The following is a 25585-nucleotide window of genomic DNA, read 5'->3' on the forward strand; positions in this document are numbered from 1 at the left end:
TGAATACAGCACACAGACAACCAAACCTTCTGTCATTCTTCCTGTCCATTGTAGGCAAAAGGAACACCGCCCCCGTGGATCACCCCTGCACAATGGGTCAGGTCAATCAGATACCGGCCTCTTTCATTCCACGAAGTTCCTTCTTCAAGTCCGCTATCTCATCCCGGAGACGGCCCGCGAGCTCAAACTTAAGCTCCCGCGCGGCCACCGACATCTGTGCCGTCAGATCAGTGATCAGATCCTGCACTTCCTGTCGCGGCATCGAAGCGACGTCGGGCCTCTCAACAAGCGCGGCGTCACCACCAGCGGAGCCCACCTGATCCCGATTATCGCCGACATTCTCGTAAACCTGGTCGAGAATGTCGGCGATCTTCTTCCGCAGGGGTTGCGGATCCACGCCGTGAGCCACGTTGTAGGCGATCTGTTTTTCCCGACGCCGCTCCGTTTCGTCGATGGCCCGCTGCATGGATTCTGTGATGGTGTCAGCGTACATGTGTACCTCACCTGCGACGTTTCTCGCCGCGCGGCCAATAGTCTGAATGAGAGATGTCGTCGAACGTAGGAATCCCTGCTTGTCGGCGTCAAGTATCGACACGAGAGACACCTCCGGAAGGTCCAATCCCTCACGGAGAAGGTTGATCCCGACGAGAACATCGTATTCGCCGAGGCGCAACTGCCGAAGCAGTTCCACACGCTGCAACGTGTCGATGTCACTGTGCAGGTAGCGAACCCGGATGCCGTGCTCCAGAAGATAATCAGTGAGATCCTCCGACATCCGTTTGGTCAGCGTGGTCACCAGGATCCTCTCCTGCTTCGCGGTACGCTGATTGATCTCGTCGATCAGATCATCGATCTGTCCCTTCGTCGGTTTGACAACGATCTTCGGATCAACCAGCCCCGTGGGCCGAATGACCTGTTCCACGAACTCACCCCCCGACGCCGTCAGCTCGTAAGTACCGGGCGTCGCGGACATGTAGACACACTGCCCCTTCCTGGAATCGAACTCCTCCCAGGTCAGAGGGCGGTTGTCCAGAGCACTCGGAAGACGGAACCCGAAGTCCACTAGGTTCCGTTTCCGGGACATGTCCCCCTCGAACATGCCGCCAATCTGCGGAACCGTGACGTGGGACTCATCAATAATGGTGAGAAAGTCCTCCGGGAAGTAGTCGATCAGCGTCGCCGGTGCAGATCCCGCCTCACGGCCATCTATGTGTCGGGAGTAGTTCTCGATACCGGAGCAGAATCCGACCTGCTCAATCATTTCCAGATCGTATTCGGTGCGCATCCGGAGCCGCTGCGCCTCCAGGAGCTTGCCTCGGTTCTCCAGATCAGCGAGGCGATCCGCCAACTCCGACTTGATGGCGGCAACCGCCTTCTCCATACGCTCTGGACCCGCTACGTAGTGGGTGGCCGGGAAAATTCGCAGCTCATCCACATTCCGTACCACATCGCCCGTCAGTGGGTGGATGTAGTACAACGAATCGATCTCGTCACCAAAGAACTCGACACGGACCGCTAACTCCTCATAGGCGGGGATGATGTCCACGGTGTCACCCTTCACCCGGAAAGTCCCCCGGGTAAACGCGACGTCATTACGCGCGTACTGGATGTCCACCAGCAACCGAAGAAACCGGTCTCGGTCAATCTCATCCCCCACCCTGAGAACCACGGACCTGTCCAGATAGCTTTGCGGCGTACCCAGACCGTAGATACACGACACCGAACTCACCACCACAACATCCCGGCGGGACAACAGCGCCGACGTCGCAGAGTGACGGAGACGCTCGACATCCTCGTTGATGGACGAGTCCTTCTCAATGTAGGTGTCAGTCTGCGCGATGTACGCCTCGGGTTGGTAGTAGTCGTAGTAACTCACGAAGTACTCAACCGCATTGTTCGGCAACAACTGCCGGAGCTCATTCGCCAACTGTGCAGCAAGTGTCTTGTTCGGGGCCATAACGAGTGTCGGGCGCTGAACTTTCTCGATCAACCAGGCTGCCGTCGCCGACTTACCGGTTCCTGTTGCTCCCAGGAGCACCACGTCCCGTTCGCCCCTGTCCAACCGCTCCGCGAGTGCCATGATCGCAGTAGGTTGATCTCCAGCCGGTTGGTAATCGGAAATAACCTCGAACGTCGCCGCCGAACGCTCAATATCACCAACCGGACGGTGCTCGGAATGGGAGAGTACAGGTTGTTCAGCAGCAAAAGCCATGACCATGAGTTTACCCCCGGTCACAGGCTCACCCGAACGAGCATCAGTGAAGAGGCTTCGACCTCTGTCGCCAACTAGCGAGTGAGACGATCTCCGGCTAGCGTGTAGCACATGAGTGAAGCAGCAGCCGGTCGACACATGCGGAGACACGTCACCACACTGGCTGCTCTCGCGGTGACGGGGCCGTTCCTCATCATCGCAGCACCTCCCACCACGGCAATCGGTAGCCCCTGCGTGAACAATCTCCGCCAGGAACCACTGCAGGAGAAACCCGTCGGATTGCTCGAATCCCTAACCTTCCGTGGTTCCACCGGAATCCCCCGGGTCCAAGGCACTGTGAACGGCACGCCCGGAGACAACGAAGACAGCTCAAATCCTCCATGGCTGAAGGGGCGGCCTGGGCAACTTCCAATCATCAAGGGCCACACCGAGGCACTCCATCTCGTCACCGGGCCTGGATCCCCAGCCCGAACCGACCGTGCTTTCGGAATCGCCGGGACAGATCTCGGTGTCGCGCTGAAAGATGCTGAAGGACACCTGATGCTCATCTTTGGCGACACCGTGGCCTGCGATGATTCTTCCTCCGACTGGCGCAGTAACACCATCGTTCGAACCTCCGATCTCGACTACGCCGATGGGCTTGAAATTGAAGAGGCCCTCGCGCGGGACGGATGGACTTCCCGGGGGCGGGCTGTCGAATTCATCGATTCCCTCAAAGATCCCGGACACGAGCACACCACCATTCCGACTGCGGCGATCACCATCAATGGAATGCACTACGTCGACTACATGTCCATTCGTGAATGGAGTGAACCAGGCCGGTGGAAGACCAACTACGCTGGGACGGTCCGTTCGCGGGACGGTGTAACCTGGTCCGTCGTTAAAGATTCTCTCCGCACGAACAAGCGCCCATCCCTGACCAAAATCACGGGTTTACCTTCCTACAGAGAAGGTAATGAGAAGCTCCAAATGTCGTCGTTCGTCGAACATGATGGTTTCGTTTACAGATTCAGTACACCATCTGGAAGGGACGGTTCCGCGATCCTCGGACGTGCCCCGGTATCTGAGTTCCCCGACGAATCCGCATTCAGATTCTTCGATGGAACGAGTTGGTTCTCACCTGGCGACAGAAAGAGGAATCCTGATGGAGATGACGGTCCGTACACCCTCGAGGATGCAGTCACCATTTTCGATCGCCCGGTATCCGAGCTCTCTGTGACATGGAATGATCATCTCTCCAAATTCATCACCTTGTTCACCACCGACCGGGGATTGGTACTACGTACAGCGGAAAGTCTGACGGGTCCATGGGAACAAGAGCACATGATTGTGGATACCGGAACCGTGAATGATCTCTACGGCGCTTCCATCCTTCCTGCAGACGGAGGTCGGGATCTCTACTTCATCGCTACAACCTGGAGCAACTACAACGTCCTACTGATGCGTACGAACCTCGATGAACTCTTGGGGCGCGTTCCGACTGACACCGACTCACGGGTTTCGCATCCCGATCCACGTCCATCTGCTGATGAAGATTACGATCCCACCGAAGATGACGGTCTCGAGGTCGTCGGAGTGGTCGACTACAGGAATCAGTGAGATGACGAACGTCGCCGCTCCGCATCAATTAACGGAGCGACGATACTCTTCACTTGAGGTTCGAGTGCAGTGAGGGGGCCGTTGTTGTCGATGATGATGTCCGCCCCGTTGCGGCGTTCTTCGTCGCCGATTTGTGCAGCCATCCGGCGTCGTGCGTCGGCGGCGTCAATTCCCCGGTTCCGAGTCAGTCTCCGCACTCTTTCTTCGCTATCCACGTCAACAACGATCACTGTGTCAAACTGATCAGCCTGCCCGGTTTCGAAGAGCAGCGGCATGTCGTATACCCCTGCAACGGCACCGTCGGCTTCCGCCGTGTCCAGGCGACGTGCAGCTTCCGAGATAATCCGCGGGTGCATGATCGCGTTAAGCCGCTCGGTGGCTGCACCGTCCCCGAAGGCGCGCTGAGCCAAAAGTTTTCTGTCGAGGTGTCCGTCTTCCCCCAGAATATCCTCTCCGAACTCACGAACTAACTCAATGAGGGCGGGCTGACCCGGTTGAACAATATCCCGCGCGATAGCATCAGCGTCAATCACGGCTACTCCCTCAATGTCCGCGAGCGCCGCGGCAACTGTCGACTTGCCGCTGCCAATCCCGCCGGTTAATCCGATTCTCAACATATTCCTAAGTGTATCGTTCCCCACGCATCCTCGACATACGGGGTCACACGTTATGTTCGGGAATAAACCGGTTCTGTCATCAGATACGCGAAAACTCCTCCCGCCGCACTGTGAAATGTGGCAGGAGGAGCTTTCAGTTTTCAAGCAGTTGTTACAGGTCCCCGGGAAAACCGCCGGGGCGAGATTACTACTTGGCAGTCACGGTGATGATCGTGGCGTTTGCATCCACGGAATCAGCGGTGTGGCCTTCCACAGAAGCAAACTTACGGTGGTTCTGAACAACAACCGGGGTGATGAGGGGCTTGCCCGCGGCAGTGATCACCTCGGGGTCAAAGCTCAGCAACGGGTCGCCTGCACGGACGCGCTGCTTCTTCTCGACGTGCGAAGTGAAGCCGGTTCCGTTTAGCTCGACGGTGTCGAGTCCCACATGGACCAGCAGTTCGATGCCATTGTCCAGTCGGAGACCGACAGCGTGCGGGAACAGAGCCAGGATCTGTCCGTCACCGGGAGCAGTAACCGTGGTGCCGGTCGGGATGATGGCGAGGCCCTTACCGACATTGCCGCCGGAGAACATCGGATCCGGAACCTCACTCAGCGGCACAGCGCGGCCAGCCAGTGGAGAGGTGATGGTGGTGACAGCGCCGGGACGCAAAGCGGTCTTTTCCGTGGTGGCCGGTGCCGGAGCTTCAGCAACCGCGACAGAACCCGCACCAGCGGACGATGCACCTGCGGTGCTGCCGGTGGACGCGACATGTGCCTCATCTTCAGCAAGTTCAGCCATCGCGCGCTCATACTCTTCAGCAGCTTCGCGAGCATGGATCTTCTCTTCTTCCGACCGGTAGTCGAACAGGATGACAAGGAAGAAGGAGGTGAAGAACGCCACGGCGATACCGAGGATGTAGAGACCGATCGAGTTGAAGGCAAAGACCGTCAGCAACGAGGTGAAGACGAAAGCGTTTGCGGTGACAGGCTCGATCGGAGTGATCTGAGGAACGAGACCCATCACGAAACCACCGGCGAAACAACCTGGCAGCAGACGCATGTAGCTCTTTTTGAACCGCAGCATGACACCGTAGAGCGAGGGTTCGGAGATACCACCGAGAAGACCAGCCATCATACCGCCCAGGGAAACCTGGCGCATCTGACGATCACGCTCACGCATGGCAACAACCATGACGCCGGTGACCGTACCGAAGCAGGCGAAGTTCCAGGCACCCATCGGGCCCTGGATGAAATCGTAGCCCAAGGTCGCGATGTTCTGGATCATGATCGCATTCAGCGGCCAGTGCAGACCCAGCGGAACCAGGAACGGGTACAGCAGCGGGATGATGATAGCGAGAATCAGCGGTGAGAAGGTGTTGACCGCATCAAGCATGCTGGAGATACCGTTACCGATGTAGATGCCGAACGGGCCGAAAACGAAGGCGGTCGCGGGAATCAGGAACAGCAAGGAGAAGAACGGCACGAACACCATGTGCACAGAAGAGGGGATGATCTTCTTCAGGCCCTTTTCTGTCCAGAACAGAGCAATCGCAGCGATCAGTGGCGGGAACACCTGCCCGGAGTAACCATTGAGCACCATCGGGAGGCCGAAGACGTAAACCTTGTCTCCTGCTTCACCCATGGCGATGAACGTCGGGGTGAGCAAAGCACAGGGAATAGCTGCGCCGACCCACTCGTTCGCACCGAGCTTACGGGCGGCGCAGGCGCCAACCATGACGGGCAGGAAGTAGAACACCGACTGCCACATGGCATGCATGAAGGCGAAGGTCGGGGGCTGGTCCGGAGCACGGAAGTCCTGGATGTTGAAGGTATCGAAGAGCACCAGGAGCGTGATGATCAGCGAGGCTCCAAGCAGGGCCCAGAGGATCGGACGGAAAGTGTCGGACAGGAACTCGAAGGCGTAATCCACCCACGAGTACTTGCCACGGACACCGTCGTATTCTTTCTTGCCCGTCTTCTTAGCAGCGCCTTCACCCATGCCGGGCTGGCTGATAATGCCCTGGTAATACTCAGCTACTCCGCCGCCCATGACGACCTGGAGGCCAGTCGTTCCCTGGGGAACAACGCCGAGCACATCAGGGTTAGAGTCCAGCGCCTTCTGATCAGCCTTGGACTGATCGTGAAGCTGGAAGCGCAACCGTGTCGCGCAGTGGGTCAGGTTGGCGACGTTCTCGGCGCCACCCACCTTCTCCAGAATGAACTGTGATGTCGTCATTGTTTTAGACGCCATGTATGAACCTTTCTTACATCACCACCGCCTATAACGCGGGGTGAATCCTCATCCGGCGCAGGCGTATTCCTGCCCGGCTCTACCGCGGTCATGTAACCGGCCAACCCGCTAAGCAAACACCATCGGATGCTTAACTTAATCTATGAAAAACCTGGGAGGCGGTGATGTGTTTGCACAGAATCAAGCGTGTGGTGCAACAGTGATCGAGGCCATACATGCCCGAGTTTGCGGTGAGTCCCCACAATCATATGTCTAGTCTTGCGGGTTCTCCAACTTCCAACTGCCCGAACGGCATGAAAATAGACCCGTTTATCACCCATTCGAGTGATATTTCGCCCGGTCCGCACACGTACACGTCGAACAAAACAGACATTTGTAAGTTAACTCACATCTTAGCCGATGATAACCGTAAAACACCAACATTCTGTGAATGAACCCACAATTTTAAGTAAGAAAGAAGGAGACAGATCGAACATCACGGCGATGGGCACTCATTTTCCAGCCCCATACCACACATAAGATGGACGTTTTTGGGCTCCGGATGGCTCGGGACGCGGACGAGACTGCTCTGGCGACAAACAACCCCTCGATATTTCCGGTGAGCGATCTTTCCGGCGATGAGAAGATTGTCATGAACTCTTCAGGCCCTAGAGAACCCATACACAGCACAGAAAAGGTCCGTCCGCTCCAGAGAGGAACGAACGGACCTTTTACACAGGATGGTAGCTCTCAATCTGCTGAGCTACCACTCTGCTTTCATCATTCTTCAGACAATCATCGTCATCAGAAATTGGAAGGGAACCTAGTTTCCGGCAAGCTTCTCGCGCAGTGCAGCGAGCTGCTCATCGGAGGCGAGAGAACCACCGGTGGTCTCCACGTCGCTGGCAGCGGCAGCAGCCGGTGCAGCGTCGGAGGACTCGGAGGAGTAGTTGGTGGCGCCGGCCACGGCAGCCTCTTCGGCAGCGGCGCGGTGACGCTCGATCTGAGCGGTGTGAAGCTGGAAGCGACGCTCGGACTCCGCATAGCGGGCCTCCCACGCCTGACGCTGCTCATCGAAGCCTTCAAGCCACTCGTTGGTCTCCGGATCGAAGCCCTCAGGGAAGATGTAATTGCCCTGCTCATCGTAGGAATCGGCCATACCGTACTTGGACGGATCGAATTCCTCAGTGTAGTCCTCATCAGCCTGTTTCAGCGACAGGGAGATACGACGGCGCTCGAGGTCGATGTCGATGACCTTGACCATGGCCTCTTCACCGACTGTGACAACCTGGTCCGGAACCTCGACGTGGCGCTCAGCAAGCTCGGAGATGTGGACGAGACCTTCGATTCCCTCTTCCACGCGAACGAACGCACCGAAGGGAACGAGCTTGGTGACCTTGCCCGGAACGATCTGGCCGACCGCGTGGGTACGGGCAAAGACGCGCCAGGGGTCTTCCATGGTCGCCTTCAGAGAGAGGGAGACACGCTCACGGTCCAGGTCGACGTCGAGAACCTCGACGGTAACCTCGTCGCCGACGGTGACAACCTCGGACGGGTGATCGATGTGCTTCCACGAGAGTTCGGAAACGTGGACAAGTCCGTCAACGCCGCCGAGATCAACGAACGCACCGAAGTTGACGATCGAGGACACGACGCCCTTGCGGACCTGGCCTTTCTGAAGCTGATGCAGGAACTCGGAGCGAACCTCAGACTGGGTCTGTTCGAGCCATGCACGGCGGGACAGCACAACATTGTTGCGGTGCTTATCCAGCTCGATGATCTTCGCCTCGATCTCCTGGCCGATGTACGGATCCAGGTCACGGACACGACGCATCTCGACGAGGGAAGCAGGCAGGAAGCCACGGAGGCCGATGTCCAGGATGAGACCACCCTTGACAACCTCAATGACGGTACCGGTGACGGGCTCGTCGTTCTCCTTGAGGGCCTCGATGGCACCCCATGCACGCTCGTACTGGGCGCGCTTCTTAGACAGGATCAGCCGGCCTTCCTTGTCCTCCTTGGTGAGGACAAGTGCATCGATTTCGTCGCCGACGGCGACGACCTCGCCCGGGTCGACATCATGCTTGATGGACAGCTCACGGGAGGGAATGACACCTTCCGTCTTGTAGCCGATGTCGAGCAGAACCTCGTCGCGATCGACCTTGACGACGGTACCTTCGACGATGTCACCGTCGTTGAAGTACTTGATGGTTGCGTCGACTGCAGCGAGGAAGTCCTCAGCGGAGCCGATGTCGTTGACGGCAACCTGAGGGGCGTTGTTGGTGGGCATATGTTTGAGTGCTCCGAAATGGATAGGAATCGAAAGTGGACAGGGAATGTGTGCCGTCCCTGGAACACACCGCCTTTACCTGCGCAGATCATGAAACGCGGAAAGCGGGGTACCGGACAAACCTTGGGACCCGTAATGACGTTTTCCCGACACCACCCTCCTATTGTGAGTGGCATCTTGTCGCCCGTACAGACACACGTGATCAACAATAACCGGCTTCTCATGATCCGGCAACCGAAGCGCTTATCATGGGACGATGACCGAAGTGACACCTGAGCCAAGGAACCACCCCAACCATTCTCTTGACCCACTCGCACAATCACTGGTCACCGACGCTGAATCTGCGGCGGCGAACCGTTCCTGGTGGGATCACGATGCTGCCACTTACCACCGTGAACATTCGACGTATCTCGGCACCAGGTCCGCCACGGGGGAGTTTCACTGGTGCCCGGAAATGCTCCATGAGAAAGACGTACGGCTCCTCGGTAACGTCCACACCGCCCGTGTCCTCGAGATCGGGTGCGGATCAGCCCCTTGTTCCGCATGGTTGGCCGCAGATGGTGTCGGATTCATCACCGCTTTCGATATTTCCAGAGGCATGCTCAACCAAGGAAGGAGTCGCGCTTGGGATGACAATGGCGTGGCCCTTGTCCAAGCCGATGCCACCCACTTTCCGTACCGTGACAATTGCATGGATGTAGCGTTCAGCGTCTTCGGGGCCATCCCTTTCGTCGTTGACAGCGCCGGTCTGATGCGCGAGGTAGCCAGGGTCCTGGTGCCCGGAGGCCGGTTCGTCTTCGCGGTGACTCACCCGATGCGCTGGATCTTCCCGGACGACCCAGGAGAAGACGGACTGACCGCATACAGCAGTTACTTTGATCGTTCGGGGTACGTCGAACGCGACCCGGAGACCAGGACAGTCACTTACTCCGAACAGCACCGGACCATCGGAGACCGCATCAGGGAACTCATCGGCGCCGGATTTATCCTGGATAACCTCATCGAACCAGAATGGCCCTCCGATCTCACCGAAACCTGGGGACAATGGTCACCGCTACGCGGAAAGATATTCCCCGGTACCGCGATTTTCGTCGCGCATCTGGCGCAGTGACAGGCGCCGCGCCAGATCAGTGTGCTGCGGTGTCCCAGTTTTCACCGGAACCGGCCGAGACCTCGAGGGGTACATCCAGGGTGATGGCTCCGTCCATCTCCCGCTCAAGAATCTCCCGCACCACCGACAGTTCCCCGTCCGCGATTTCCACGACGAGTTCATCGTGGACCTGAAGCAAGACCCTGCTGCGAACGGCTGCGTCCCGGAGCGCGGCGTCGACACGCAACATCGCAACCTTGATGATATCTGCCGCAGTTCCCTGGATCGGAGCATTCAGGGCGGCCCGTTCGGCATTCTCACGAGCGACTCTGTTCGTTGACGACAACTCGGGGAGGTAGCGGCGCCTCCCGAAGAGAGTTGATGTGTAACCGTCTCTGCGAGCGGTATCGACCACCGAATCCAGGTAGTGCTTCACACCCCCGAACCGTTCAAAGTAGTTACCCATGATCCGCTTCGCTTCACCTGCGGAAATATTCAACTGCTGAGACAGACCGAAGGCGCTGAGCCCATAGACGAGACCATAGGACATCGCCTTCACGCGGCGCCGCAGCTCCGGAGTGACTTGATTCACCGGAACGTCGAAAACCCGGGAACCGACGAAGTTGTGCAGGTCCTCACCATTCTGATAAGCCTCGATCAGCCCCCCGTCCCCAGAGAGATGAGCCATCACACGCATCTCGATCTGGGAATAGTCCGCAGTCAGCAAGGTCGAGTACCCGTCACCCACAACGAAAGCCTTGCGAATGTCCCGGCCCGCGGGGGTACGCACTGGGATGTTCTGCAGATTCGGGTCCGTCGAACTCAATCGGCCGGTCGAGGTGACGGTCTGATTGAAGGTCGTGTGGATTCGACCATCTGCTGCAACGGCTTTGATCAGACCATCGAGGGTCGTCTTCATCTTCTGGTACTCACGGTGAGCGAGCAGATGATCCAGGAACGGATGCGGGTGTTTGACCGCCAGTGCCTCGATCTCCTTCGCGGCTGTCGAGTACCCGGTCTTGGTTTTCTTCGTCTTCGGCATATCCAGGGTGTCAAACAGCACGACCTGCAACTGCTTCGGACTGGACAAGTTCAGAGTTTCATCACCGGCGATCTCACGTGCGGCCGCTTCCTCCGCTTCAACCTTGGCAATGAACTCATCCCGCTGCCGTTCCAACCTGTCGGTGTCCACGGCGATACCAACGTGCTCCATACGGGCGAGAACGGATATCAAGGGAAGCTCCAGCTCCCGATACAGCGCGAAGGAATTGATCTCCTCCAGAGCTTCCGTCAGTACCGCCGCAAGATCAGCGACGGCCTCCGCCTCCGCAAGTAGTCCGGTGTGATCCTCGTGCACATCCAGAAGAGAGAGCTGACCGGCCCCATTTGCGGAGTGCGATCCGTCGAGTTGACGCTGTAGATGCCGCTGGAGAACATCGCCCAATGCGTAGGTGCGCTGCCCAGGGCGCAACAGATACGCCGCGATCGCCGTGTCGTGTTCTATTCCCTCAAGCTCCATGTTCCGGCCGGCGAACATGTGCCACGCAGCTTTCGCTCCGTGCAGATACTTGGGGGCATTCGAGGACACCCATTTCGCCAGCGCCGACTCCTCCTCCGGAGACAGATCCGCCACCTCCACGACGAGTGCCTTACGCTCCGCATCAACAAAAGCGACTGCATCAATGTCACCCGCCCCGGGAGTTGGAGTACCGGCCACCGCCACCGCCAGCCCCTGATTCTGCCGGGCAGAGAGCCACACATCAAGGGGCTCCGCTTCCACCGTGAGCTCCGGACCTTGCCCGGAACCGATCTGCTCCGCGTCCACCCCGTCATGTTTCACAGCGCCGAGGATGCGTTCACGCAAGCTTGTTCCGAACTGCAACTCATCGAACCTCTCAGCGACCCGTCCCACACTCGCGGGCGAGAGTTCCAACTGATCCGGAGCGTAGGGCAAGTCCATGTCCTTGACCATTTCGGTCAGCTCTCGGTTCATCCGCACCTGATCAAGCCGTTCGCGGAAGTTCTCCCCCGCTTTGCCCTTGATCTCATCGGCGTGCGCCAGCAGTTCCTCAAGGCTCCCGTACTGCGTGATCCACTTGGTTGCGGTCTTCTCCCCCACCCCGGGTATGTTCGGGAGATTGTCGCTCGGATCCCCCCGCAACGCAGCGAAGTCCGGGTACTGCTCAGGGGTGAGGCCGTACTTCTCCTCCACAGCGGCAGGGGTGAAGCGGTGGAGATTGGAGACGCCACGCATCGGATACAGCACCGTGGTGGTGTCATTCACCAACTGGAAGGAATCCCGGTCACCGGTGACGATGAGCGTATCGAAGCCCAACGGCCGCGCAGCGACCGAAAGGGTGGCGATGATGTCATCGGCCTCGAAGTTCTCCTTCTCTATGGTCACGATACCGAGAGCCTCCATGACCTCCTTGATCAGGCCAACCTGCCCTTTGAACTCCTCCGGGGTCGCATCACGCTGTGCCTTGTAGGCGGGGAACTTCTCGCTCCGGAATGTCTGGCGCCCCACATCGAAAGCCACGGCCACATGGGTGGGTTTTTCATCTTTGAGGAGGTTCGCCAGCATCGAGATAAATCCGTAGACGGCGTTCGTGTGCTGCCCACCCGTCGTCGAAAAGTTCTCCGCGGGCAGCGCGAAGAACGCACGGAAAGCCATCGAATGGCCGTCGATGAGCATCAATCGTTTACGGTCTCGGGACTTGTCTACAGAGGCACTCACGACACCCGAGTGTACTGCCTACCCCCGACCACTAGGCACCCCGACGCCGGCCGACGACGCGGAACAGAGCCTCATCGGAGGCCACTACCCAGGCCATTCGGGTAGTGGCCAGGTGATCAGGTATCATCGTCTATCATCATCACGTACGCCCCCGTAGCCCAATTGGCAGAGGCAACGGATTCAAAACCCGTCCAGTGTGAGTTCGAGTCTCACCGGGGGCACCATGAGATAACAGCACCGAATAGACGCCACTCGCATTTAAAGTGGCGTCTTTTTTTCATTCCATACACCACCGGATGTCGGTGGTCGATCTTCACCTGATCACTCCAACCGAGGTAAGAACGGAACATATCCGGCGAACATCGGAGATAACGCTTCTGGAGTACCTCCACTGTCATCCGCCAGACACCCGCAGACGGTAGAACTCAGGCATACGCCGCGGTCCGGCACTTCAGGTCCTGAGCTGAATACCCCCGTTCTCCGCCACAGCAGGTGACGGATGTGGTGTTACCGCACGACTTCTGAATGTCGCATCGTTCGTGTCCCGGCCCGATGCCCCAGAACAGGCCCCCGGGGGTGGTTTCCCAGCTATCCGAAAATGCGCAGACTTCGTTCGTTGCGCGCGACTGTATCACCGGAAATCCCCTGTGAACTGCGAAGTTACTTCCGAATCGCTGTGGCGCGGGGACAAGATTGAGACTTCACAACTATTTCATCGTTGCATGGAGGTGGGATAAATCTGGGGCAATGATGAAGTACATGTTCACCGATACTTAAGATGTCCTCATGAACTCTGTGCTTATCGCGGTCATACTGGTGCTCCTGTTGGCTGTGTTACGTGTCCACGTGGTGCTTGCGTTGTTGATCGGCGCGGTACTCGGCGGGTTGCTCGGCGGTCTGGGCTTCACCGGAACGATGGTCGCTTTCCAGGACGGGTTGGGCGGTGGTGCAACGATTGCGCTGTCGTATGCTCTCCTGGGCGCATTCGCCATGGCAGTGGCCAATGCCGGGTTACCCCGGTTGTTGGCCCGGTGGATGGTGGCCCGAATATCCGGGGGCCATACTGCAACAGACTCCGGTACCGAGCCGACTGCTGCACAACGACGTGCGACGACCATCACCGAATATGGGTTGATCGGCGGGATCCTCGCCATGGCGGTGATGAGTCAGAATCTGATCCCCGTGCACATCGCCTTCATCCCGTTGCTGATTCCGCCGCTGCTGCGGGTCATGAACACTCTCCAGATGGACCGTCGGCTGGTTGCCTGTGTGCTGACCTTCGGACTGGTCACCACCTACATGTTCCTGCCTATCGGTTTCGGGCGCATTTATCTCGAGAACATTCTGATGGGCAACATCAGTGAAGCCGGATTAGATACAACCGGTATCAGTGTCATGAGCGCGATGTGGATTCCGGCGCTCGGCATGGTCTCCGGACTCCTGATCGCGGTGTTCATCTCGTACCGCAAACGTCGGGTCTACCGGGACATCCCGCTGGCCGATGTAGTCGGTGGAGCCTCCGTGCAGAGAACCTCCGGAGGATCTGTATCGGAGGCGAATGTCACCTCCGGAAGTGACGATATCTCCCGTTACAAGATCATCGTGTCCATTGTGGCAATCCTGGCTTGTTTCAGTATTCAGCTTGTCATCAACGCACTGGCGATAGACGCTGATTCGTTGCTGACAGGTGCGCTGGTGGGTCTCGCGATCTTCATGGCCTCCGGCGCCGTCAAGTGGAATGAAGCAGACGATGTCTTCACGGCTGGTATGCGCATGATGGCACTGATCGGTTTCATCATGATCACCGCCCAGGGCTTCGCTGCGGTCATGACGGCGACGGGGGACATTCCTGAACTCGTGAAGTCGGCGGCTGATCTGTTCGGGGGCAACCGTCCCGCTGCTGCCCTGGCAATTCTCTTCGTCGGTCTCGTGGTGACGATGGGTATCGGATCATCGTTCTCCACGTTGCCGATCATCACCGCGATTTACGTCCCGTTGTGCATGTCGATGGGATTTTCTCCCCTGGCGACGATCTCCATCATCGGCACCGCAGGTGCTCTGGGTGATGCCGGTTCACCGGCCTCAGACTCCACCCTCGGGCCCACCTCCGGTCTGAACGCCGACGGCCAACACGACCACATCCGCGACACAGTCATCCCCACCTTCATCCACTACAACCTCCCGCTCCTCGCCGCAGGGTGGGTCGCGGCAATGGTTCTGTAGCCATTTTCCTGCACGCCGCAGGCTGCGGTTGTCGTCTTCTCTTCCACCATCGGCCAACCACGTCCGATCACCGTGGACAGAGAAGCGGTCGGCTCACATCGATTCCCGTGCGCGGCGGACAGGCAGGCGCTCTCTCGGGTTAGCTTTTTCGTGGAGTACCCCGATCAGTTGTCGGTATCCCTGATGGAAAGCTCAGAAAACGCGTGTACGCTTTCCCCGGACACCGGCACGCCGGAGCCAGAATCGCACGAACGTTCAAACCCGAAGGAAGCGCCGCAACCATGAGCCAGTCTCACTCCTCCGCACGCACCGGGACCGGTGCCGCTGAAATCCTCCTCAATGTCATCCGAGGTGGCCTGATTGCCCTGGCAGAGCTCGTCCCGGGCATTTCAGGGGGTACGATCGCACTCGTCGTGGGAGTCTACGAACGGGCGCTCGACGCCGGAAACGATCTCATCACGCTGGCCAAATCCCTGGTCACAGACCGGGAAAATGTCCGGAAGAATGCGCATGCCGTCGACTGGGGGTTGATCCTCCCCGTGGGGATCGGCATGCTCCTGACCGTTTTCGCTCTCGCCGGGGTGATGAAGAGCTTCGTGGAAAATCAACCACAGATCTCCAGAGCCCTTTTCCTCGGAATGGTCGCTGCATCGATCATGGTCCCTCTGCGTATGGTGGATCGTCGCGATCTGCAAACCAAGACCATTCCGGCGGTCATGCTGTTTATCGCGGCAGCCGTCGGCACCTTTTTCCTCACGGGGCTCACTGCAGCGGAGAACACTGATCCGGCACTCCCCTTCGTCTTCGTAGCAGCGGCTTTCGCTGTCTGCGCCCTCGTTCTTCCCGGTGTCTCCGGGTCCTTCCTGTTACTGGCTCTCGGTCTCTATGGTTTCGTTCTCGGCGCTGTCCACGACCGGAATCTGACTGTGATATTGGTTTTCGTCGCCGGAGCCGGTACCGGAATTATCCTGTTCATCCGGCTCCTCGGGCACCTGATGCACCGCCATCGCACACTCACTCTGATCACAATGGGCGGTCTCATGCTGGGTTCACTGCGGGCGCTCTGGCCCTGGCAGACCGCAGACGCTGACCTTCTCGCGCCTTCCGGCAACGTGGCGTTGCTAATCCTGTGCATCGCCATCGGTGCGACCGCAGTCATCGGCACCCTCTGGACCGAAGAAATGACGCAGAGACGTACCAAACAGGTGAAGGCTCTGCAGAAGCAGCGTTGAATGGATAACGAGCGGAACTAAAGCAATCGTTAACTGTAAGTTAGAATTGCTTCATGCTTTCTTATCTGATCCGCTTTGGCCGTACCCGGAAGCGCCTCACTGCGGTGCTCACGGTGTCGGCACTCGCGCTCACCGCCTGCGTGACCAATGAAGAGACCGGCCACCCCGAGGGTTGGCAAGAACTCGAGATTGCCGCTGTGCCTGAGATCGCGGCGTTGGTTCCGCCCGATATTGCCGAAAAAGGCACGATCACCGTCGGCACCAACGTCCCTTATGCTCCAGCGGAGTTCAAGGACTCCGACGGGAACATCATCGGATTCGACATCGATCTCGCCCGCGCCGTCGCACATGTGCTGGGGCTTGAGCTTGAGATCGCCGACCAGGATTTTGCCCTGATCCTCCCTTCCGTCAGCGCCGGTACTGTCGATTTCGGGGCATCCAGCTTCACCGACAACGAGGAACGCCGACAGAGCTACGACTTCGTTGACTATCTGTACGCGGGCATTCAGTGGACAGCTCAGACCGGACATCCTGTCGATCCTGACAATGCCTGCGGCTTGACGGTCGCCGTCCAGCGGAACACCGTCAGTGAAACCGATGACGTGAATCCAAAATCAAAGGCCTGTACAGAGGCAGGTCTTCCTCCGATCACCAAGCTTGCCTACGATTCTTCCGATGGTGCGGCAACAGCACTCGTCCTCGGTAGAGCGGACGCGATGTCGAGCGACTCTCCGGTAGCCGCATTCGCCGCCGCCCGTTCCGACGGGAGAATCAAACCCACCGGCGAGCTCTTCGATGCCTCACCATACGGCTGGCCGGTCCCCAAGGAATCACCTCTCGGTCCTGCGCTCGCTGCCGCTCTCCAACACCTGATCAACTCAGGAGACTACGAACGAATACTCGGATTTTGGGGTATTCAAAAGGGACTCATCGACACCGCGCAGATCAACGGTGAGCCGTACTCGCCTTAATTCAGATTCCGTTCCCGTCCCTCCACACGTTCCTGCCCCAGATACAGAGGATATCCATGTCACACACCACCGCCACGACACCGAAACCGATCGAGGCGAAACAACTGCGTCATCCCGGCCGATGGATCGCATCAGTGCTACTACTGTTGATCGCTGCAGGCGTCATCTACTCGGTAGCCACCAATGAGGCGTTCTCCTGGGACGTCTACCGTAGTTATGTCTTTGACACCCGTATTCTGACCGCTGCGGGCCGCACCATTCTGCTGACAATTCTTGCGATGATCATTGGTGTCGTGCTCGGAGCATTCATGGCTGTCCTCCGGATGTCACCTAACCCAGTCATGCGTTCAATTTCTTGGGTTTACCTCTGGGTGTTCCGGGGAACTCCGGTCTACGTGCAGCTTGTTTTCTGGGGACTGTTGGGAACCCTGTACCAGTCCATCAACGTCGGCATCGCTGAAATCGACGTCGCTACACTACTACAGAACACCTTTTTCCTCGCCGTAATCGGGCTCGGCCTCAATGAGTCCGCGTATATGGCGGAAATCGTCCGCGCAGGTATCCAAGCTATTCCAGAAGGACAAACCGAGGCGTCCAAGGCGCTTGGGATGAGCTGGTGGCAGACCATCCGAAGGACGATTCTCCCCCAGGCGATGCGGATCATCATCCCCCCGACGGGCAATGAACTGATCTCCATGCTGAAGACCACCTCACTCGTCATCGCGGTGCCTTATTCCCTTGAACTCTTCGGCCGCTCCATGGACATCGCGAACAGTCTCTTCCAGCCCGTACCCATGCTGATGGTCGCGGCGACCTGGTATCTCGTCATAACCTCTATCCTTATGGTCGGCCAATACTATCTCGAGAGGTACTTCGCTCGAGGATCATCCCGTGAACTGTCATCCCGTCAGCTTGCAGCACTCGCCGACGCCGAAGGCGTCCCGCCCAGTAACATCACCGTCTCCCCCACCACGAAGTAGGACATGCCCCATGACTGACCTCATGATCGACGCACAGCAGGTATGCAAGAGCTTCGGACAGCTCCAGGTACTCAAAGGGATTGATCTCCAGGTACCGCGGGGTTCCGTGACCTGTCTCATAGGCCCTTCCGGCTCCGGCAAATCAACGATGCTGCGCTGCGTCAACCATCTAGAGAAATTCAACGCGGGACGTCTCTATGTTGACGGGGAACTGATCGGATACCGCGAGCGCGATGGCGTACTTCACGAGATCTCCGAGAAAGAGGCTGCGCGGCAACGCGCGGGCATCGGAATGGTCTTCCAGAGTTTCAATCTCTTCCCCCACCGCACCGTCATCGAGAACATCATCGAGGCGCCTATCCAGGTCAAGCGTGTACCCGCAGCCCAAGCTCGGAAGAAGGCCCTGGAACTGTTGGATCAGGTGGGTCTCGTCCACAAGGCCGACGCCTATCCGGTTCAGTTGTCCGGTGGTCAGCAGCAGCGTGTCGCTATCGCCCGCGCTGTGGCGATGGACCCGAAGTTGATGCTTTTCGACGAGCCGACCTCCGCGCTGGATCCTGAGCTCGTCGGTGAGGTTCTCGGTGTCATGAAACAGCTCGCGGCCAATGGCATGACTATGCTCGTCGTGACACACGAGATCGGGTTCGCCCGTGAGGTCGCCGACCAGGTCGCGTTCATGGATGCCGGTGTCGTCGTCGAGGCGGGTCCGCCCTCACAGGTGATCTCAGCACCGCAACACGCACGGACCCAGGAGTTCCTCTCCTCAATCCTGTGAGAGTTTCGTACCGCGTCAGCAGGTGGCCGGGACTGGGTGACAGTCATGAGGAAAGCACAGCACAACAACGTATACCCATGACGCCGACCGGCTACCATTCCTCCTTCGTGCACCTCGTCGCGGACAACATCGTTATTAGTTGGATACACCGGACCAGTCCGTCTCCGCCCAGTATGAGCCCGGCTCCACAGCTCCGGGACACACATGGTGCAGTAACCGCACTACTTGGTAGATCTTCGCCTGTACACAGAAGGTCAATCATCATCTCGTAGTGACCTGCGCCATAACATCACTCTCTCACATCACGGGAAGACCACACCGTGACGGCATTTCGCCGTTTCTCAGTAAGCAAGGGAGACGATCCCCTGAGTGATCGCGGTGATCCCTCCGAGCCCCGCGACAGATAACGCGGTCCTACGCGCGATTTCCCTTGGTATAACACGCGACAGCATGGTTCCGCTGAAGATGCCGACGAGCATACCCACGAAAGCGACGGGCCAGAGGGCGGGGGGTACGGCGGTGACGGAACTCGCTCCAAGAAGGATCTTCAGGATGAAGGACAACCCGCCCGAGATCACGAAGATCGGTTGCAGCGTAGCGGCAAGCATCTGGTGCGGCCACCGTGCGGCCTGCGCGTAGACAGTGACCGCAGGACCCGCTGCACCCGCCAGGGTGTTCATGAACCCGGCAATAACCCCCGCGCTGAACAAGCTACCGTTGCCCGAGATGTGCGGAATGTGGCGCCGTCCACCGAGGACAACCGCGAGTGCAACGAGGAGGAGGACACCGACGATGATCTGCAACGGTGCCGCGTTGATCGCACGGATGAGAAATACTCCAGGAATGGCACCAATGAACAGGGGAAACGCCAGCAGCCTGACTTTCCGCCAGTCAACGTACTCTCGAACCGTCCAGGTGGTCAATGCAGCGTTCACCGCAGCAAGCGCGTTCACGACGAGAACACCGTCCGCCGGGCCCAGGAGTATCGCGAGGACCGGGACGACGAGGAGACCAAATCCCATTCCCGAGATACGCTGCAGGCAGGACCCCAATATGACGATGACCACCGTGATCAGCACGGTTGATAGCACAGACATAGGGGGAGCGTACACCGCTCACCATGATTCGGTGAATCACATTTCACATCCCGCACCGAGAATAGATCACCTCTTTATTCTCGGCCTTCGCGGGCGCAGTCACCTGATCTGAACCGGTGAACGATCCATACCTGAGCTTCTCCTGACGAAGAAACTGTTTAACTGGACACCTTGATAAAGCCCTAGACCGCCTCTTCCATAGGAGCCAGGATCGCGAAAACTCCTCCAGTCCGCTCCATGGGAATCCAATTAGACCAGAAAGATATGCTTTATCGCGTTCCCGCATCCGGATAGTGTGTATCGACCTGGTCGCGCAAGTATCTATCCTGCTGGGTGGGAGATCCAACTCGAGTTCGGCCGGAAGAACCGGGCCACTCCGTAGATCGCACCGGTTCTGTTGTCCTGGGTGATCCCGACGGTCACGTAAGCGTAGGCGTTGTCATGCATAATCTTGTGATGGCCCCGTGAGTGGTTCCAGAGGTCCACCATCCGTGCTGCGGTTGTATCGTTGAGCTGATGGAGCATCACGATGATCTCCCCATCAAATCCGCTTGACGCATGATGGAGCCTGCCTGCAGCGGCATTGACCTCCGCCCAGTTCTGTGCTCCCCCATTGTGCGCCTGTGCCCAGATCACCGGGCGTTGTCCATCATGGATCCGGGTGCGATTGATCTCCTCCACCAGTTTTGCACGCTGCCAGTCCAGATTATTCCAGTCACCGGGCCCAGAGGGCAACGGATTCGAAGGCATCGGCCCAGTCGGAGGCATCGGGGGCGTTTTAACGGGACCTCCTGAGAATGAATTCGTGAACCCAGCATTCTCCAGAGCAACACGCACTGCCCCCACGGGATCCAGGACCGGACTAGGACTTGCCCCGGCGGGGCTAACGGCACCCAGAAGGACTCCGGCACCTATAATTAAGGCAGTCATTGTTTTTCGTACGGTGTTTCGCATTTTCCGATTCTCCTGAGGATCTCAGTAGTTCCACGACGGTGAAGCACGGGCAGAACATCGTTCACACTGGCATGTTGTTTGTTTTTCAAAACCATATGGTTTCGAAATCAACACTACATCAGCCATACAGATAAAGGATTTCCCACACTCCCGTCGGCACACCCCGGCCAGGGGGCCGCCTCCCACTCCCCCTACCAAAATCTCGCCCCATAAAGAGCGGGACCCGCCAATCGGAGAACTCCACCCAAAAGCCCACCGCCACCCCCGTCAAACATGTGCTACCCAACACATGTCGACTCCCCAGGCGTCACCATCACGCCCCACCCCGACAATCGGAACAGCCACATCCCGAATGCCGTATCCCATGACAGATTCCGTTGATCAGGAAATACAGGCACCCGGCGAGGCAATCAAGCTCCCCCACACCCCGCAAGAACAGCCAATCACCCCACCACCCCCCAATAGGGAGACCTCCCACCCCCAGCATCCGGAATGGATCGACCCGGCACGTCATATCAGATCCGCCATGAAGAATTCCCGACCGAGAGCAACGCCGTCTTTACATACAAGGAAAAAACGATACGGCCAGAGCTTCACAGATCGTGAATAAAATTACCGGAAGGAGCACTCGCAATAACATTCCCACCACACACCGAGGCCCAGCACCGTCGACACTTAGGAATCACGCACGGCAGCAAATTTCTCCGTGATTGCCGCCACCACATCCGGTGGCAGCAATCCTGAAACATCTCCCCCATGCCTCGCAACCTCCTTGCAGAGAGTCGAGGAGATGTAGCCGTACTTCGGGTCCGTAAGCAGAAAAAAGGTGTCCACACCGGAAAGCCTGCGATTGATCTGCGCCATTGGCAGCTCATACTCATAGTCAATACCGGAACGCAGACCCTTCACCAAAGCAGTCACCTGATGCCGGGTGGTGTAATCGACAAGCAGACCGGACCATGTGTCAACAGTAATCCCTGGAATCCCGACAACCGCCTGCTCGATGAACACCACCCGCTCCTCCATCGTGAACAGGCCCTGTTTTTTCGGGTTCATCGTGACAAGAACGGTTACCTCCCCAAACTGAGCTGCGGCACGCCGGAATATATCCAGATGCCCCATCGTCACAGGATCAAAGGAACCAGGGCAGACAACGCGCATGATCTACTCCCCCAGGCGGTCTGCCGTCGGTTCCGGAACCAGGTCGGCGTGAAAAACCGCCATATCCATTCGGGCCCGACCGTAGGTACGTTTCTTGAGCTTCTGGGTCGTGGGTACGTAACAAACGGGCCACGCCGTTTCCGGAGAGTCGACATGACGTTCCACCACAACGGCTGCGCCGTCCACAAGCGCGGGGATCAGCGCAATCAACATCTCCTCAACGGCCTCATCGGCAAGTTCATACGGAGGATCCGCAAGAACCATGTCAAAGTATCCACGAGGCGCACCCGCGACATAAACAGATGCCTTCATTTCAGCCACTGTGACACCGGGATGCCCGACAACCGTTGCGTTATGCCGGATGATATCCGCGGCCACGCGATTATTCTCCACGAGAACCACCTCTTCAGCACCACGGGACGCCGCCTCAAGTCCGAGCGCCCCAGATCCCGCGAAGAGGTCGAGAACATGTCGCCCCGCAAAACCGAACCGCACTTGCAACGATGAGAAGAGTCCCTCACGTGCGCGGTCACTGGTCGGCCTCGTTCCGGTTGGCGGAACCTTGATTTTACGCCCCCGGGCCTCTCCGGAAATGATGCGGGTAAGACCCATGTCAGTTCTCCTCCAGTTCAAGCAACAGATCCCCACCGGTCACGTCCGCATAATCGACGAAACCAAGGACTCCGACCACCCCCGGACCGGGGGCAATAACGGCAGACTCCAGTTTAACGGTCTCAACGACCGCAAGAACGCACCCCGTCTCGACGCATTCGCCTTCACGCACTCTGTAGCGGACGATACCGGCAAACGGTGCGCATATTCTCATTCCACAACTCTAACGCAGGACTACACCATCACCCGGCCAGACCCCCTGAATCAATTGACACGGAGAATACCGCCCAACGATCCAGCAGCGTCACACGACATCTCCCATGAAGTGACTTAGGTAACAATCACCCCACTGAATGGGGGTATGCTACTGGTGATGATGACCACATGACATCAGATTTTCTATCTCGGGACCTTGTAAAATGCGCAACCACCTGCGTGTTTTCTACAAAGTTACGCTTTTCCCTAATCCACCGGGTCCCGGTCACCCGCCGGGGTGCAACAGTTGGCGTAGCGTCGATACCGGAAACGCGATGAGCACACCGTTCAGCGACCATGGAACCTGATTCATCTCCCCTGGGGCATGCTCCACACCGTTTTCGAGGTCGCACGACGCAATGATGCGAACCTCCGAAAAGCACCGGTGAAGCTCGTCCGCGCAACTGACGCACAGTACAGCTTTCACCTGTCATGGAAAGGTCTGAGAAAATCGTGACCACCTTCGCCCCCGCACCCACCGGCACTGACTCCTCGTGGGAGGGATTCGAGCCCGGCCGCTGGTGCGACCACATCGACGTCCGCGACTTCGTCCAGCGGAACTACACCCCTTACACCGGTGACGCGGCCTTCCTCTCCGGCCCGACTGCCAAGACCCTACGGGTCTGGGAGACCCTGGAAAAAGAGTACCTCTCGGAAGAACGCAAGCGCAGGGTCTACGACGTCGATACACGTACTCCCGCCGACATCGACGCTTTCCCCGCCGGGTACATCTCGGATGACGATGACGTCATCGTTGGGCTTCAGACAGATGTTCCCCTGAAGCGTGCGATGATGCCCAATGGCGGCTGGCGAATGGTCGAACAGGCGATCCGTGAGGCGGGAAAGGAACCCGATGAGCGTATCAAGGAGATCTTCACCCGCTACCGGAAGACCCACAACGATGCCGTCTTCGAGATCTACACCCCGAGAATCCGTGCCGCCCGTTCCTCCCATATCGTCACCGGACTTCCCGACGCCTACGGCCGTGGCCGTATCATCGGTGACTACCGCCGTGTCGCTCTCTACGGCGTCGACCGTCTCATCGAGGACAAGGAGGCCGCGAAGCACGCGGTCGGCTCGAACCCATTCAGTGAACACTGGTGCCGCTATCGGGAGGAGCACTCCGAGCAGATCAAGGCCCTGAAGAAACTGAAGAAGATGGCGGCCGACTACGGCTTCGACATCTCGCACCCGGCGACCACCGCACAGGAGGCTGTGCAGTGGACCTACTTCGGCTACCTCGCCTCGGTGAAGAGTCAGGATGGCGCCGCCATGTCCTTCGGCCGTCTGTCCCCGTTCTTCGACATCTACTTCGAACGTGACCTCGCCGCAGGCCGAATAACTGAGGAGGATGCCCAGGAGATCATCGACCAACTGGTCCTGAAGCTCCGGATCGTCCGTTTCTTGCGCACCATCGACTACGACCAGATCTTCTCCGGCGACCCCTACTGGGCTACCTGGTCAGACGCTGGATTCGGCGAGGACGGACGCCCGTTGGTGACTAAGACAGGCTTCCGTCTGCTCCAGACCCTCCGAAACCTCGGCCCGGCCCCCGAACCGAACATAACGGTGTTCTGGGATCCGGCACTGCCCGAGGGATACAAGGAGTTCTGCGCCGCGATCTCCATCGAGACCTCATCCATCCAGTACGAGTCGGACCAACAGATCCGGTCCCACTGGGGTGATGATGCGGCGATCGCCTGCTGCGTCTCCCCCATGGCCGTCGGCAAGCAGATGCAGTTCTTCGGTGCGCGTGTCAACGCGGCCAAGGCCCTGCTCTACGCCATGAACGGCGGACGCGACGAGGTCTCCGGCAAGCAGGTCGTCGAGGGATTCACCCCCGTCGAGGGCGATGGCCCGCTCGATTTCGACGAGGTGTGGCACAAATATGAGGACATGCTGGACTGGGTGATCGGCACCTATGTCGAGGCCCTGAACATCATCCACTACTGCCACGACCGCTACGCCTACGAGGCGGTGGAGATGGCGCTCCACGATTCGGATATCCAGCGCACGATGGGCTGCGGCATCGCCGGTCTGTCTATCGTTGCGGACTCTCTCTCCGCGATCAGGTATGCGAAGGTCTACCCCGTCCGCGACGAGACCGGGTTGATCGTCGACTACCGCACCGAGGGCGACTTCCCCATCTACGGCAACGACGACGATCGGGCCGACGACATCGCGGCAACGATCGTGCACACCGTGATGGCGAAGATCAAGGAGATCCCGATGTACCGGGACGCCATTCCGACCCAGTCAGTGCTGACCATCACCTCAAACGTCGTCTACGGCAAGGCCACCGGGTCTTTCCCTTCAGGACACAAGGCCGGTACACCGTTCGCCCCGGGCGCGAACCCCGAAAACGCACTCGACTCGCACGGCATGGTCGCCTCGATGCTGTCGGTGGGCAAGCTCGATTACAACGACGCCCTGGACGGCATCTCGCTGACCAACACCATCACCCCGTCCGGCCTCGGCCGTACCCCGGACGAGAGAATCCGCAACCTCGTGGGTGTTCTCGACGCCGGTTTCTACATCGACGAGACCGACTGACCCCTCTCACCCGCC

Annotated in this window: 18 protein-coding genes and 1 tRNA gene; 9 read left to right on the forward strand and 10 right to left on the reverse strand. The window is 58.4% G+C overall.

The features are described from left to right. Nucleotides 1-106: 106 nt before the first annotated feature. Nucleotides 107-2212, reverse strand: coding sequence for an excinuclease ABC subunit UvrB (uvrB, locus tag QWU44_RS06865; RefSeq protein ID WP_370914953.1), 2106 nt, complete (start codon nt 2210-2212; stop codon nt 107-109). A 111-nt stretch (nt 2213-2323) separates the two neighbouring features. On the opposite strand from uvrB, the gene QWU44_RS06870 reads away from it, so the two are divergent. Next, nucleotides 2324-3811 carry a DUF4185 domain-containing protein gene (locus tag QWU44_RS06870; RefSeq protein WP_370914954.1) on the forward strand — a complete coding sequence of 496 codons (1488 nt, stop codon included), beginning with the start codon at nt 2324-2326 and terminating at the stop codon, nt 3809-3811. Here QWU44_RS06870 and coaE read toward each other — a convergent pair. From coaE to rpsA, 3 genes are all read right to left on the reverse strand, one after another. Next, complete coding sequence (gene coaE / locus QWU44_RS06875) at nt 3805-4428, reverse strand: dephospho-CoA kinase (protein ID WP_370914955.1); 624 nt, start codon at nt 4426-4428, stop codon at nt 3805-3807. The genes QWU44_RS06870 and coaE overlap by 7 nt on opposite strands. 187 nt (nt 4429-4615) lie before the next feature. Next, nucleotides 4616-6661: a glucose PTS transporter subunit IIA gene (locus tag QWU44_RS06880; protein ID WP_370914956.1), complete on the reverse strand. Its 2046-nt coding sequence runs from the start codon at nt 6659-6661 to the stop codon at nt 4616-4618. An 802-nt stretch (nt 6662-7463) separates the two neighbouring features. Next, the gene (gene rpsA / locus QWU44_RS06885; RefSeq protein ID WP_370914957.1) at nt 7464-8930 is read right to left on the reverse strand and encodes a 30S ribosomal protein S1; all 1467 of its coding nucleotides are present in this window, start codon (nt 8928-8930) and stop codon (nt 7464-7466) included. A gap of 256 nt (nt 8931-9186) precedes the next feature. Here rpsA and QWU44_RS06890 point away from each other — a divergent pair, with 256 nt between their 5' ends. Next, nucleotides 9187-10041: a class I SAM-dependent methyltransferase gene (locus QWU44_RS06890; RefSeq protein ID WP_370914958.1), complete on the forward strand. Its 855-nt coding sequence runs from the start codon at nt 9187-9189 to the stop codon at nt 10039-10041. 16 nt (nt 10042-10057) lie between these two features. On the opposite strand, the gene polA is transcribed toward QWU44_RS06890, so the two are convergent. Next, the gene (polA, locus tag QWU44_RS06895; RefSeq protein WP_370915356.1) at nt 10058-12715 is read right to left on the reverse strand and encodes a DNA polymerase I; all 2658 of its coding nucleotides are present in this window, start codon (nt 12713-12715) and stop codon (nt 10058-10060) included. Nucleotides 12716-12904: 189 nt separating this feature from the next. Between polA and QWU44_RS06900 the strand changes: the two genes are divergently transcribed. The 6 genes from QWU44_RS06900 (at nt 12905) to QWU44_RS06925 (ending at nt 18938) form a co-directional block, all read left to right on the forward strand. Continuing rightward, nucleotides 12905-12981: transfer RNA gene (locus QWU44_RS06900), tRNA-Leu, on the forward strand. A gap of 562 nt (nt 12982-13543) precedes the next feature. Beyond that, the gene (locus QWU44_RS06905) at nt 13544-14980 is read left to right on the forward strand and encodes a Na+/H+ antiporter family protein (protein WP_370914959.1); all 1437 of its coding nucleotides are present in this window, start codon (nt 13544-13546) and stop codon (nt 14978-14980) included. Nucleotides 14981-15261: 281 nt separating this feature from the next. After that, nucleotides 15262-16212: a DUF368 domain-containing protein gene (locus tag QWU44_RS06910; RefSeq protein ID WP_370914960.1), complete on the forward strand. Its 951-nt coding sequence runs from the start codon at nt 15262-15264 to the stop codon at nt 16210-16212. A gap of 53 nt (nt 16213-16265) precedes the next feature. Then, nucleotides 16266-17183 (forward strand): ABC transporter substrate-binding protein, encoded by a 918-nt coding sequence (locus QWU44_RS06915; protein WP_370914961.1) that lies wholly within the window; start codon nt 16266-16268, stop codon nt 17181-17183. Between the two features lie 56 nt (nt 17184-17239). Beyond that, complete coding sequence (locus QWU44_RS06920) at nt 17240-18163, forward strand: amino acid ABC transporter permease (RefSeq protein ID WP_370914962.1); 924 nt, start codon at nt 17240-17242, stop codon at nt 18161-18163. A gap of 10 nt (nt 18164-18173) precedes the next feature. Beyond that, nucleotides 18174-18938 (forward strand): amino acid ABC transporter ATP-binding protein, encoded by a 765-nt coding sequence (locus tag QWU44_RS06925; RefSeq protein WP_370914963.1) that lies wholly within the window; start codon nt 18174-18176, stop codon nt 18936-18938. Nucleotides 18939-19279: 341 nt separating this feature from the next. Here QWU44_RS06925 and QWU44_RS06930 read toward each other — a convergent pair whose 3' ends face one another. The 5 genes from QWU44_RS06930 to QWU44_RS06950 all read right to left on the reverse strand — a co-directional run bounded on the left by QWU44_RS06930 (nt 19280) and on the right by QWU44_RS06950 (nt 22976). Next, nucleotides 19280-20035: a sulfite exporter TauE/SafE family protein gene (locus tag QWU44_RS06930; RefSeq protein ID WP_370914964.1), complete on the reverse strand. Its 756-nt coding sequence runs from the start codon at nt 20033-20035 to the stop codon at nt 19280-19282. 321 nt (nt 20036-20356) lie between these two features. Then, nucleotides 20357-20785 (reverse strand): CAP domain-containing protein, encoded by a 429-nt coding sequence (locus tag QWU44_RS06935; RefSeq protein WP_370914965.1) that lies wholly within the window; start codon nt 20783-20785, stop codon nt 20357-20359. Between the two features lie 879 nt (nt 20786-21664). Continuing rightward, nucleotides 21665-22150, reverse strand: coding sequence for a pantetheine-phosphate adenylyltransferase (coaD, locus tag QWU44_RS06940; protein ID WP_370914966.1), 486 nt, complete (start codon nt 22148-22150; stop codon nt 21665-21667). Between the two features lie 3 nt (nt 22151-22153). Further along, on the reverse strand, nt 22154-22762 hold the full coding sequence (locus QWU44_RS06945) for an RsmD family RNA methyltransferase (protein WP_370914967.1): 609 nt from the start codon (nt 22760-22762) through the stop codon (nt 22154-22156). Between the two features lies 1 nt (nt 22763). Further along, the gene (locus tag QWU44_RS06950) at nt 22764-22976 is read right to left on the reverse strand and encodes a biotin/lipoyl-containing protein (RefSeq protein ID WP_370914968.1); all 213 of its coding nucleotides are present in this window, start codon (nt 22974-22976) and stop codon (nt 22764-22766) included. A gap of 494 nt (nt 22977-23470) precedes the next feature. On the opposite strand from QWU44_RS06950, the gene QWU44_RS06955 reads away from it, so the two are divergent. Beyond that, nucleotides 23471-25570, forward strand: coding sequence for a pyruvate formate lyase family protein (locus QWU44_RS06955; protein WP_370914969.1), 2100 nt, complete (start codon nt 23471-23473; stop codon nt 25568-25570). Nucleotides 25571-25585 lie beyond the last annotated feature (15 nt).

The sequence above is a fragment of the Corynebacterium sp. CCM 9203 genome (assembly GCF_041357675.1).
In the GTDB taxonomy this organism is placed as follows: domain Bacteria; phylum Actinomycetota; class Actinomycetes; order Mycobacteriales; family Mycobacteriaceae; genus Corynebacterium.

Coding starts and splice junctions, on each gene's coding strand:
- uvrB (WP_370914953.1), bottom strand. CDS start 2,212: ATGGCTTTTGCTGCTGAACAACCTGTACTCTCCCATTCCGAGCACCGT.
- QWU44_RS06870 (WP_370914954.1), top strand. CDS start 2,324: ATGAGTGAAGCAGCAGCCGGTCGACACATGCGGAGACACGTCACCACA.
- coaE (WP_370914955.1), bottom strand. CDS start 4,428: ATGTTGAGAATCGGATTAACCGGCGGGATTGGCAGCGGCAAGTCGACA.
- QWU44_RS06880 (WP_370914956.1), bottom strand. CDS start 6,661: ATGGCGTCTAAAACAATGACGACATCACAGTTCATTCTGGAGAAGGTG.
- rpsA (WP_370914957.1), bottom strand. CDS start 8,930: ATGCCCACCAACAACGCCCCTCAGGTTGCCGTCAACGACATCGGCTCC.
- QWU44_RS06890 (WP_370914958.1), top strand. CDS start 9,187: ATGACCGAAGTGACACCTGAGCCAAGGAACCACCCCAACCATTCTCTT.
- polA (WP_370915356.1), bottom strand. CDS start 12,715: ATGCTCATCGACGGCCATTCGATGGCTTTCCGTGCGTTCTTCGCGCTG.
- QWU44_RS06905 (WP_370914959.1), top strand. CDS start 13,544: ATGAACTCTGTGCTTATCGCGGTCATACTGGTGCTCCTGTTGGCTGTG.
- QWU44_RS06910 (WP_370914960.1), top strand. CDS start 15,262: ATGAGCCAGTCTCACTCCTCCGCACGCACCGGGACCGGTGCCGCTGAA.
- QWU44_RS06915 (WP_370914961.1), top strand. CDS start 16,266: ATGCTTTCTTATCTGATCCGCTTTGGCCGTACCCGGAAGCGCCTCACT.
- QWU44_RS06920 (WP_370914962.1), top strand. CDS start 17,240: ATGTCACACACCACCGCCACGACACCGAAACCGATCGAGGCGAAACAA.
- QWU44_RS06925 (WP_370914963.1), top strand. CDS start 18,174: ATGACTGACCTCATGATCGACGCACAGCAGGTATGCAAGAGCTTCGGA.
- QWU44_RS06930 (WP_370914964.1), bottom strand. CDS start 20,035: ATGTCTGTGCTATCAACCGTGCTGATCACGGTGGTCATCGTCATATTG.
- QWU44_RS06935 (WP_370914965.1), bottom strand. CDS start 20,785: ATGCCTTCGAATCCGTTGCCCTCTGGGCCCGGTGACTGGAATAATCTG.
- coaD (WP_370914966.1), bottom strand. CDS start 22,150: ATGCGCGTTGTCTGCCCTGGTTCCTTTGATCCTGTGACGATGGGGCAT.
- QWU44_RS06945 (WP_370914967.1), bottom strand. CDS start 22,762: ATGGGTCTTACCCGCATCATTTCCGGAGAGGCCCGGGGGCGTAAAATC.
- QWU44_RS06950 (WP_370914968.1), bottom strand. CDS start 22,976: ATGAGAATATGCGCACCGTTTGCCGGTATCGTCCGCTACAGAGTGCGT.